The organism is Shewanella sp. BJSY2023SW005 (assembly GCF_047314585.1).
Lineage (GTDB): Bacteria > Pseudomonadota > Gammaproteobacteria > Enterobacterales > Shewanellaceae > Shewanella > Shewanella algae.
This window is the reverse complement of the sequence record NZ_JBKORJ010000048.1, coordinates 39,899-51,849: the sequence shown is the minus strand read 5'-3', so window position 1 is coordinate 51,849 and position 11,951 is coordinate 39,899. Positions and strand designations below refer to the sequence as shown.

The window sequence follows — 11,951 nt, the reverse complement described above, 5'->3', positions numbered from 1 at the left end:
TAACCAGCAATCTCATTAACAGGAAAGCGCATGACCTACTCGCCCCTTCACCTCAGTGGCCAACAGACTCCAGATGCCATCGCCTTGGTAGAGGGCGGTATCAGCCATAGTTATCAGGCAGTAAGCCGGCAGGTGTTGGCGCTCGGCGCCGAGCTTCGAGCCTTGGGGTTGCAGCGCGGGGATAAATTGGCCTGTGTGGCCGCCAACTGCCGTGAGCTGATGTTGCTGTATTGGGCTTGTCTGGATCTGGGGCTACTCTTTTGCCCGCTGTCACCCAAGTTTCCGGATAGTCAGCTCCAGGAGCTGCTTGAACGTTTACATATCCGCTTTATCTGGTGTCCGGATAACGCCCGGAATGAGCTTTGGCAAACGCGGGTTATCACCCGAGTGCAGGCGGATTTTGCCATTCTCGAATCGAATGCTACCCCTGCCGAGATAGCCACTGTCTCGGCCGATACGCCGCTCAATATCATTCTTACCTCGGGCTCCAGTGGCAGCCCCAAGGCCGCAATCCACTGCCTTAACAACCATATCGCCAACGCCAATGGCAGTCGGCAGTTGATCCCCTTGGCAAGTGATGATGCCTGGTTACTCTCGTTGCCGCTGTTCCATATCGGTGGTCTGGCAATCCTCAATCGCTGCGCCTTGGCTGCGGCGGCCGTGGTACTGCCGGATAATAAGCTGACTATGGCGGCGCAGTTAAAGCGTGATGCCATCACTCATCTCTCATTGGTGGCCACCCAGTTGCAACGCCTGTTGGACGACAGCCCCGAAAGCCTTATTGGGGTAAAGTGCCTGCTACTCGGCGGCGGCGCCATAGGCCAAGGCCTGCTTGACCGGCTATCCTCCTTGAAGGTGAAAGCTTTTACCAGTTACGGCATGACAGAGATGGGCTCGCAGATCACCACGGGAATGGCCCGCAGCGACGGCAGTAGTGGCCGCCTGTTACCCGGGCGCGAACTCAAAATAGAACAAGGAGTTATCTGGGTCAGGGGCGAGACCCTGTTTATGGGCTACCTGCAGCCGGATGGCAGCATAGTTAAAGAGACCCAAGACGGTTGGTTCTGCACCAAGGACAAAGGCTTTTGGAGCCAGAATGGGCTACTGCATATTCAGGGGCGGGTCGACAATATGTTTATCTGCGGCGGCGAGAATATTCAACCGGAAGAGGTAGAAGCGGCGCTGAAAAGGCATCCTGCCATCCTGGATGCCATCGTCTTTGGTGAAGATAACCCCGAGTTTGGTTTACTACCGGCCGCCATTTTGCGTTATCGAAGCATAGAAGTACCGAGTGAAGCCGAGTTGACCGACTTCCTAGCAGACAAGCTGGCCCGCTTTAAACGCCCGAGGCACTATTACCCCTGGCCGCAAGAGGTTGCAGAGGGACTCAAGGTGCAGCGTAAACAGCTTATTGCGACTGTCAGTTCAGCCGCGAAGCCTTAGGGTCTGGCTATTCAAAAAACGCTTGCAAAAATCGGCTTCACTCAAGGGCTTGGAAAAGTAGAATCCCTGCCCCAGGTTGCAGCCAAGATTTTGCAGCAATCTGAGCTGGGCCTCGGTCTCAATACCTTCAATCACCAACTGCATGTCGAGCGAGTCAGATAATGCAATTACACTGGAAATCGCTGCCTTGCATCTAGGCTCGCTATCCAGGCCAGCCACAAAACAGGCATCCAGTTTCATTTGCGAAAAAGGCAGTTCGCACAGGCGAGCCATAGATGAATAAGCAGCACCAAAGTCATCAATGGCCAGCTCGCAGCCCAACATACGTAAACGGATCAGGTTTTCCATATTGAGGGCCGGCGCCGAAATAAGCCCGGACTCGGTGATCTCTATGGTGACCAATTTCGGTGGCAACTTGTAGTCACGGATCAACTTGGAGATCTGATATACCAGCTCAGTGGAGTTCAGTTGAGAGATATCCAGGTTATAGGCCAGCGACAAGCGATAATCTTGTTCCAGCAATTGCTTTTGCAGCCTTATCCCCTGGCGAAATAGCTGCAGAAACATTTCATCCAGCAGCCCATAGCGGATCAAAGGTTCAATAAACAGTGCCGGACTCAAGAGACCAAATACGGGATGATTCCAGCGCGCCAAAACTTCGGCGCCTTCAATCTGCAAATCAGATACGTGGAACTTAGGCTGGTAAAAGCCGACAAACTGCTGATCCATAACTGCATCCTTGAAGTCTTTGAAATTCAAAGATACCCAGTCTGTTTGTCTTTCAGGCTCAAGCGTTTGCTGACGAGGTTCGTTCAACTCGCGATAACGGCAAATCATTGAGCTCAGGTTTTCAATTGTGGGAGACTTGGCCAAATCCCCTAAGTATTGAAACCCCAATAGTTTGATCATCTGTGATACAGCCCGGCGCAGCTCTCTATCCACATCACTATAGAGCGCTACGGCACGAATTTTAAACCTAGTCCTTGCCTGACGCAGAAATGACAGACCATCCCTTTGTGTACTAATACTTTATCGATAACAACTTGAAAGAAGATAGGAGAAGCTAGTCCAACTAACTGAATGAAAAATGATGCTATAAAGACATCACTGAAATACCCTCTATATTTCAGTAACGCAGGAACAAACCAAGAGAATCCGAATTTAGCACTATCTGTCATCACGCCGCTTAGCAATGAACTCCGTTTTGACAGCAAAAGTAATTCACCAGTCCAAATTTCATTTATTTCGCTTTTTGAGTAAGTGACCAGACCTGAATTAGATTTCGATAAATCTTGTACAAGTACTTTATCATCAGATACTTTTGCAATAATAAAAAAGTGACCATCCACATGACGCCCTACAGCCGGCAGCACATGTTCAGATAATTTATCAGGGGTGTCGTTTATAAACTTGGCTTTTAGGCTTAGACTTCTAGCAGCTCGAATTAAATTAATATTAGCTAATGATGGAGTTTCTTTATTAGCTTTACTGCATTTAAATTCTCGAATTAATGAATTAGGATCCGCTGGGATATGGTGAAAGCGGGCAATCAATGAAAGGCAATGAATACCAGAGATAAATTGGCTCGACATCTAAATCCTGAGTCTTTTTTCGTCCTTGAGATTTCACATCATAATAACCAAGCAACTAAATGTAAAGATATGTATCATTAAATATCTATTAACATTTACAGTGTTGGAGCCTTGTCAATAGGCTGATAACACACTCATGAAACGCAGCGATAACAATTAGGTAACATTGCGGAGCATAGGTTTCGGGTTGAACAATGAAGAATTTACTATTTGTAGTAACTGAATTGTACTAGTTGAAATATAACTAACTAAAGTATTTCTAGAAAACCTAATAACGATTCAAATGAACGGTTGCTACTTATGCCTTCTTGAGTCATATGTTCGCAGCCACTTCAAGCATCAACTTTCACAAGGTGCATCATATTTTTCTCAATGAGATTTGTTACTACTTTTTCAAACTATGTTTAGATGATGAAAGCACTTAAATCACCGGTTGTCAGAGCAAAGAAGATAATAATGACTTAGCGAAGTTGCAGCTCAAAGGCATTTGAGAGAGTTCAAGAGTACTGACGCCTGCCAACGTCGATATTGGGGGGCTGATATCGGATTGGGTAATACCCAGCGAGCTTCTTTGTCGCTCTTGTAAAGAGCGATTTCCTGTTTTTCAAGAAATCTTTCCAGGCGAGAAGGGAGAATACGGCAACAGATAATGTCGCAGCCGGCCAAGCGTTCGATGCGCAGTTCTCTTAGTGGAACAGGAAAACCGGCATCCATCAGCCAGTAAAGAGTCTGATGGTAAATTTCATACTTATTTTGTTTCAAAAACGCGATGCCCCAGCCTGGCTCGGCTGTCAGTGCTAACTCTCTGTATGTTCTGAAATCCATAAGCAGTCCCCCAAGAGATCTTGGTTGCACTGTATAGGGACATGAAAACAAGGTCGTTAAGAAACATCCTTGTTGTCATCGGAATTTTCTGATCAGGCTTACCTAAACATAAAAAAGGCCGCAGATGCGGCCTTAAACATAGATTTATGGCGGCGGAATACCGCCTGACCAATGAGCGGATTCACTCTTTAAACAATAAAATATCCATTAGCAACCAAACAGCAGCGATGAGGTAGAGTTATCGCAGTCGCCCTCTCCCTTCGACGACTCATCGTCATCGACATCACGACTCCCCAAGAACTCGCCGTGTTTGAACATCTGGATATAGTAGGGTTTACCCATGATGTAAGACACGGTATCACCATGTTCTTTCCCGTCCTGATAACGGGCGACCTTTTTCAATAAGCCGTCTTCGGTGAAATAGTAAAAGCTGCCTTGTTCCTGCCCCTTGGCGTCATACTGCTCCCGCCCCAGTTCATAACCTGCTGCAGAGTGGGCCAGCCAAGTGCCGACTTTTTTGCCGTGATGGTACTCTCCTTGCCAGAGGGACACTTGGGTTTCATAGGGCTCCTGGTACTGCCACTGGCCATGCCGTTTGTCCTGACTATAATTTCCTTTGGCTTGCAACTCGCCTTTTTCATTGTAGGTCTGGTATTCGCCTTCAAGCTGCCCGTGCCGGTAATGTGCCAGTTGCAACAATTGACCATCATGCACCTGGATTTTTTTCACCTCACCATGCAGACGCCCTTGGCTGTCATACTCTTCAGTGCTGCGATTACCGGCATCCAGGTAGGTCCAGGTACCCACCTTTTTGTCATTGGCGTATTCGCCTTGCTCCAACAGTTTGCCGCTAACCAGTTTCTTCTCATAGGCACCATGGAGCTTACCTTCGTTGTAGTAACTGGTTTCTATATAGGGCTCATCGTCCCAAATCCCTTGATAACTTTGTAGAGTCAGCCCCTCGCGCTTACCTTTCAGTTTCTCCTCGAGTTCAATGACAACCCCACTGGCATCAAACTTCTGAAACAGAGTCCACACCCGGGTCATATCCTGCTGCATTCTTGAGCTAAGCTTGCCCTCTTTAAAGTATTGCCTGTCGAGGATCTGCTTGTCTTTGACAAAACGGGCGCTGAATTCCATGGTCTTGCTGCCGTCAATGGCAAATTTTTGCTCAAAGACCAATCGGCCTTGATTGTCAAAGCGCTCTAAATGCTGCAGCTGCGAGCTATTGGCATAAAAGGTTTGCTGCTCGCCCACCTTCTTGCCCTGCTGATAGTGTTCAACTCGAGTCAGTTGCCCCTGTGCATCGTAGTGACGGCTTTCCCCATGTTCTCGATTCTGCAGGTAACTGCCTTCCCAACTGAGTTGCCCATTCTTGTGCCAACGTTTGGCCGGCCCCTGCCGCTGGCCATCCACATAAACATACTCGGCCTCTTTGGCGCCTGTATCCCAGTATTCATAGGCTTTACCCTGCTGGCCTTTAGGGCCAAAGGTATCAATGTAAGACAGCTCGCCATTGCGGTGATAACGTTTGCGCTCACCGGTCAGTTTACCCGCCAGATACAGGCTGCGCTCACGCAGTTGCCCCCCGGGGTAGTACTCCAGTTGCTCCCCTTCCGGCAACCCATTGACCAGCGAGTGTTGCGCCTGCAGACTGCCATCCTGGTAATAGTGGCTGTCTTTACCGACGCGTTTGTCGCCCAATTGCTCATAGACTTCCTCTAACTGACCGTTACTGTAGAAGTTTTTCTGAGTGCCCCGCTGCTTACCATCAACAAAACTGGCCTCCATGGTCAGGATGCCGTCTTCATCATAGAAGCGGATTGGGCCTTCCATCTCGCTGTTACTGTTATAGTTGCCGTCGGAAGACAGCTTGCCGTTATTGTGAAAGAACTGGTAACTACCTAGGGCATTTTGGAAAATACCCGGCTTGGCAAAGCTGCCCTTGAATCTGGGGGTATCCGAGCCGACATAATAGATGGTGGTTTGCCAACCGTGTTGATCCTGAGTTTGAGGATCTTTGACATAAAAACTGGCCTGTTGCTCACAGTCGACCACTTGCCAATCATCATTCAACCACACTGTCTCGGCGCTTGCCATCCAGCTCATCAGGCAACAAAGTAATATCAATACACGCATTTTCTTGTCCTTAAGGCAGTGGCGGGAAACTGTTGACCCAACGAATGTCCAGGGGTTCGCCCTGATATTCGAGTTTGCTGATACGCTCCACTCTATCGGCAACCCTTAGGTATTTGTCTTCCATAACGGCTTCGCTCAGGGACGCATGGTCTGTATTGAGATAGTGAGCGTGTATATCCAGCAAAGGCAGTTGTACTCCGTCGGCACTATAGAGATGGTACTGCTGAAGGAACTGCCGCGTGGATTGCTGCAGATCCAGCTCACCGAATACTTCGAGAGGCACCAGCCAGGCGCGCTCACTCGGGGTATAGTCAATTGGCTGCCATACCGGGCGTCCATCACAATGCAGATGACTGGGTATTTCCAGGCCATAGAAATAACGGCGAAGACCATCTTCTGTACTCAGTTGGTACTGGAGTTGCGCAGGCTTCCATTTGTCATACTTCGCTTTCCACACCAAGGATGACGGCCCTTGTTTAAAATCGCCTTCTATCTGCAATTGGCAGACACCGGCCCAGTCCTGTGGCAGGGTCAACTTGGCACCTTGCGGCGTATCGTCCTGGGTCGAGAAACTCATAGGGTCAAAATCGGCAGAGTCTTCGCCGGTGTCATTGTAAAGGTAATTCTTATCCATTGGAGGCAGGGTGTAATCGGCAGCAAAGGCCTCGCGGCTTACCCAGCTAACCTCGCGGCTGAAGCTCACTTGTTGCTGCTTCTTAACAGCAAAGAAGGTCACCTCTGATGGCTGGTTGGTCAACTTCACCCTAAACCCATTCTCGCCGCTAAATAGTATGCTGCGATCCAAACTATTGAGCCATTTGGGGCCGATTTCTGGCGTCTGGTAACGGTATTCACCTTCAAGCCCATCAAAAAATGGCAACAAATAGCCATCTGTGCCGCTGAAATGCAGCTGATATTCATCTGGCTGCTGCGCTATCGGTGTAATGGTGACAATACCGCCGTCAAACGCCAGTTGCTGCTTTTGTCCCGACTGCCATTGGCCGGAAATCGATACCAGTTCGAGTGGCATAAAATCTGCCATGGCGCTGAAGGAGGATATTTTTTCAAACTGGTTTCGCTGGTTCCAGCCCAGAGGTGCAATGGCGGTACTGGTGACTAGCTTGTCATTTTGCTGATAGGGGCCAAATTGGCCTAAAGCGGCAAACTCCATTTCAATAGGTTTATCTTCGGCGTCCAATGCCTTGAAGTCTCGATAAGTGATCTCTCCCAGTACTTCTTTTTCATGCTCGGCGAGCAATAACTCCAATTGGAGATGTTTAGATTCGACGCTATATGCCCCTTTGCCGTATTGGAATAGGGCTTCGGCGCTGATCTCCTGCCCGTCAACAGGTTTGGGCGGCGCGGTCACTATGGGAATCCAGTTATCCAGAGAATCGGGGGCAATTCGATTGCTCAGATCACCTACTTGATCGAGCAGATCTTTACGCTCCATGACAAGCAACATATGGTCGCTGCCTTGTCGGCCCCTGAGTTCGACTTTAGTTTCCAGCACCAACACCATTTTCTGCAACCAGCCGCTATCGCGAGCCAAGCGCATATGCCCATACAGGCGGCTCTCATCGCTTTCGGCCGTCAACTCAGTGTCTACGGTTTCGGGAGTCACTTTGGTGACCAGTAATTCGGCTTGCTGGCCGTTGAACCCCTCAAGAGTCAGCTTACTACCCTCTTTGGCAGGGATCTCCTGCAACACGCCGGGAGCATCCATTCCCGGGGCCAAAAGTTTGATTAGCTCAGGGCCAGAGCGTGCCAATATTTTTTGCCAGGTTTCATCGTCCTTGGCCTTAAACCCCAGCAGTTTTCCTGAGTCGTTATCCAGAGTGACTTCAAAGCCTTTGGAAAACATCTTCTGCAGCTCGGGGTTGTCATCGGTAGCGCCAAAGCTACTGAAAGGCCGGCCGCCGCCTGACATAGCCATATACTTAGGTACCAGCTCCAGCTTTAGCGCCGGCGAGGTCTCAATCACCTCATAACGCATCAGGGAGTTGCTGTCCTGAGTAAATTGACGTCCACCTATATCTATAGTGGCTTTGGCCTGTACCCAGTAATCAACTTGATCGCCTTTTTTGGGGTCAAATTCAACATGGGAATTGGGGGTGCATGCGGACAAAAGCCATAACAGGCCGAAGAGGGAAAGATACTGCTTCATTTCATTCCTTGAAGAAGAACACTTAAAAATTAGCGCTGCATTATGCCAGAACCTGAGTCACAATTCTGCTGCCATCCCCGCAGGCTTTAACCATTTCGCCTGGTAAACGTCGCAAATTCGCCAATAGCTTTGGGAAAAAGCCTCTATTTAAGGCCAAGCCAAAAATCCACAATAAGTCCCACCTCATTTGAGGCAACCAACCCTTTCCTGCGGCTAGAGTCTTGCTGACTCATAGTTTTACTGCAACCGGCGTTTTCTGCTCCCTGCGGCAGATTTCCACCCTGACGTCAGGTTGCAGCCTTTTTAAGTCCGTACAACGCCAAAAAAACTGGGGTTGGAATTATACAGCTACATACGCTGCACTACTCCAACCCCCAGATGTCTCTCGGGCATATACTGTCTATTGGCTCTCAGTTAAAAGCGATCGGCATTCATCACCTTGACCCAGGCCTTGACGAAGTCCCGAACAAACTTTTCGCCGTTGTCATCCTGGGCATAGACTTCCGCATAAGAACGCAGAATCGAGTTGGAGCCAAGCACCAAGTCCACCCGGGTTGCGGTCCACTTAACCGCGCCGCTGTGACGCTCAACAATCTCGTAGAGGTTTTCGGCAACCGGTCGCCACTGATAGCGCATGTCGGTGAGATTGACAAAGAAGTCATTGGATAAAACACCGACCCTATCGGTAAACACGCCCTGTAATGCCCCCTCGAAGTTGGCACCCAGCACCCGCATACCACCTATGAGCACTGTCATTTCAGGGGCCGTGAGCCCCATAAGTTGGCTGCGATCCAGCAAGAGTTGCTCGGGAGTCACCCGATAATCGGCCTGCAGATAATTTCTGAAGCCATCATGCAAAGGCTCAAGCACGGCGAACGATTCCACATCCGTCATCTCTTGGGTTGCATCCCCACGCCCCGGCAGGAATGGCACCTCGATATTGACCCCGGCATCCCTCGCGGCCTTCTCAACTGCGGCGCTGCCCGCAAGCACTATCAGGTCGGCCAGGCTGATCTCTTTGCCGCAACCTGACTGGATAGCCTCCAACACCTTGAGTACTTTTTGCAGCCGCTTCGGCTCATTGCCATGCCAGTCGCAGCACGGCTGCAGACGGATACGCGCGCCGTTGGCGCCACCACGGTAGTCAGAGCCGCGGAAGGTGCGAGCGCTGTCCCAGGCGGTAGCCACCAACTCGGCCACACTCAGCCCGGAGGCCAGGATCTCTGTCTTGAGGTCGGCGACATCCTTGGCTGTCAGGCTGTAGTCGACTTTAGGGATTGGGTCTTGCCAGATAAGCTCTTCTGTCGGCACATCCGGCCCAAGATAGCGACTTCTTGGCCCCAGGTCTCTGTGGGTCAGCTTGAACCAAGCCCTGGCAAACACCTCACTGAAATACTGCTGATCCTGGGCAAAACGCTCGGCAATCTTACGATATTCAGGGTCGACCTTCAGCGCCATATCGGCATCTGTCATTATGGGATTGTGGCGTATGGACGGGTCTTCCACATCCACAGGCTTGTCTTGCTCTTTGATATCCACAGGCTCCCACTGCCAGGCACCGGCTGGACTCTTTTTCAGCTCCCACTCATGCTGCAACAGCATCTTGAAGAAACCGTTATCCCACTGGGTAGGATGGGTTGTCCAAGCCCCTTCAATGCCACTGACCACAGTATCGCGGCCAATGCCCCGGCTCTTGTGGTTTAGCCAGCCCAGTCCCTGCTCTTCCAAGCCGGCCGCTTCCGGCTCCGGGCTGAGATTTTCGGCGCGGCCATTGCCGTGACACTTACCCACAGTGTGGCCACCTGCGGTCAGCGCCACGGTTTCTTCATCATTCATTGCCATGCGTTTGAAAGTTTCCCGCATGTCCTTGGCCGTCTTCAGCGGATCCGGATTGCCATCAACCCCTTCAGGGTTGACGTAAATAAGCCCCATCATCACGGCTGCCAATGGGTTTTCCAACTCGCGCTCCCCGGAATAGCGGCTGTTGGGGCCATCACTGGTGGCCATCCACTCCTCCTCCGAGCCCCAATAGGTATCCTTTTCCGGATGCCAGATATCTTCCCGTCCGGCGGCAAAGCCGAAAGTTTTCAGCCCCATGGTTTCATAAGCGACTGTACCGGCGAGAATGATCAGGTCTGCCCAGGAAATCTTGTTACCGTACTTCTTCTTGATAGGCCATAGCAGACGCCGAGCCTTGTCTGTGTTGACGTTATCCGGCCAACTATTGAGAGGGGCAAAACGCTGATTGCCGGTACCTGCACCACCGCGGCCATCTTCAATGCGGTAAGAACCGGCCGCATGCCAGGCCATGCGCACCATCATGGCGCCATAGTGGCCCCAATCTGCCGGCCACCAGTCCTGGCTCGTGGTCATCAGTGCCCTAAGATCGGCTTTCAGGCCGGCATAGTCCAATTTGGCAAACGCTTCGGCATAGTTGAAATCGGGATCCATGGGATTGGTCTTGCTGTCGTGCTGGCTGAGGATGTCGAGCTTGAGCGACTTGGGCCACCACTTCATGATGTCTTGCTCTATGGATGTGTTGGCGCCGTGCATTACTGGACATTTGCCCAAGGGCTTACTTCCGGTCATAGGTGTTATCTCCATATTGGTACAAGCATTACAGTAGACTTACTCTCACATCATACGCTGACTAATTTTTATACTCGAACAAGGAGTATATATCTAATCCGTTAAGCATTTCTTAACCATATAATTTGTATGGTTTACCCGGCACATCCTCGGCCGAAAACAAAAAACCCGCCAGAAGGCGGGTTTTACTGAATAGTTTGCTGACTGCGTTATACGTCCATACAAGCCTTGAGTTTGTTCATGGCGTTTTTCTCTAACTGACGGATCCGCTCGGCAGACACCTGATAGGTATCGGCCAGCTCCTGCAGTGTGGTCTTTTCATCGTCCAACCAACGGGCCCGCAGAATGTGCTGGCTGCGTTCATCCAAGGTCTTGATCGCCGACAACAGCTTGTTCTGGGCATTGGATTCCCAGTTGTCATTTTCTACCTGGGCCGCCAAGTCGGAAGAGTGGTCTTCCAGATAAAGCGCCGGGGCAAAGTCATGATCATCATCGTGATCATTGGTCAGGTCGAAGGCCGGATCCTGCGCCGCCATTCGCGACTCCATCTCGGTCACATCCTGTTTGGATACGCCAAGATTTTCGGCCACCATAGTGACCTCTTCATCGCTGAACCAACCCAGGCGTTTCTTGGCCTTACGCAGGTTGAAGAACAACTTACGCTGTGCCTTGGTGGTGGCGACTTTGACTATGCGCCAGTTCTTCAGCACATATTCATGAATTTCTGCCTTGATCCAGTGCACGGCGAAAGACACCAAACGCACACCCACATCAGGGTCGAAACGTTTGACCGCCTTCATCAGGCCTATGTTGCCTTCCTGGATCAGGTCTGCCTGTGGCAGACCATAACCCGCATAGCCGCGGGCAATATGCACCACAAAACGTAAGTGCGACATAATCAGTTGCTTAGCCGCCTGCAGATCACCGGTTTCCTGCAAACGCTTCGCCAGCTCATACTCCTGCTCGGCGTCCAGCATGGTCATGCTGTTTACCGAATGGATATAGGCCTCGAGACTGCTGCTCCCCTGGGGAACCATCAGTGCCATTGATTGCGTTTGATCAGTCATTCACGCTCCTGTTTCTTACTGCTTTGATGCTCATTTCGGGTCGAAAAAAACGCTGATGAGCCGATGCACTATCGGTCAATTGACATATATTGTCAACGCCGTATCCAACATCCGGGGTTATTTTTACCC

8 protein-coding genes are annotated in these 11,951 nt (G+C 50.5%); 1 reads left to right on the top strand and 7 read right to left on the bottom strand.

Going from position 1 to position 11,951, the window contains the following annotated elements:
* Positions 1-30 precede the first annotated feature (30 nt).
* Positions 31-1,443, top strand: coding sequence for an o-succinylbenzoate--CoA ligase (gene menE / locus ACMHXI_RS14570; protein WP_208143317.1), 1,413 nt, complete (start codon positions 31-33; stop codon positions 1,441-1,443).
* Here the strand turns inward: menE and ACMHXI_RS14565 are convergent.
* The 7 genes from ACMHXI_RS14565 to rpoH all read right to left on the bottom strand — a co-directional run bounded on the left by ACMHXI_RS14565 (position 1,426) and on the right by rpoH (position 11,822).
* Positions 1,426-2,280 (bottom strand): EAL domain-containing protein, encoded by an 855-nt coding sequence (locus tag ACMHXI_RS14565; protein WP_413735314.1) that lies wholly within the window; start codon positions 2,278-2,280, stop codon positions 1,426-1,428. The two genes, menE and ACMHXI_RS14565, sit on opposite strands and share 18 nt — an antisense overlap.
* A 119-nt stretch (positions 2,281-2,399) precedes the next feature.
* On the bottom strand, positions 2,400-3,035 hold the full coding sequence (locus tag ACMHXI_RS14560; RefSeq protein ID WP_413735298.1) for a cysteine peptidase family C39 domain-containing protein: 636 nt from the start codon (positions 3,033-3,035) through the stop codon (positions 2,400-2,402).
* Between the two features lie 477 nt (positions 3,036-3,512).
* Positions 3,513-3,860, bottom strand: a complete 348-nt coding sequence (locus ACMHXI_RS14555) for a hypothetical protein (protein ID WP_208143319.1) — start codon at positions 3,858-3,860, stop codon at positions 3,513-3,515.
* Between the two features lie 207 nt (positions 3,861-4,067).
* A complete protein-coding gene (locus ACMHXI_RS14550) occupies positions 4,068-5,999 on the bottom strand; it encodes a toxin-antitoxin system YwqK family antitoxin (protein ID WP_413735296.1) in 1,932 nt (643 codons plus the stop codon).
* Between the two features lie 10 nt (positions 6,000-6,009).
* The gene (locus tag ACMHXI_RS14545; protein WP_208143321.1) at positions 6,010-8,166 is read right to left on the bottom strand and encodes a hypothetical protein; all 2,157 of its coding nucleotides are present in this window, start codon (positions 8,164-8,166) and stop codon (positions 6,010-6,012) included.
* A gap of 414 nt (positions 8,167-8,580) precedes the next feature.
* Positions 8,581-10,755, bottom strand: coding sequence for a catalase/peroxidase HPI (gene katG, locus ACMHXI_RS14540; protein ID WP_208143322.1), 2,175 nt, complete (start codon positions 10,753-10,755; stop codon positions 8,581-8,583).
* A gap of 209 nt (positions 10,756-10,964) precedes the next feature.
* On the bottom strand, positions 10,965-11,822 hold the full coding sequence (gene rpoH / locus ACMHXI_RS14535) for an RNA polymerase sigma factor RpoH (RefSeq protein WP_028780766.1): 858 nt from the start codon (positions 11,820-11,822) through the stop codon (positions 10,965-10,967).
* Positions 11,823-11,951: the final 129 nt, after the last annotated feature.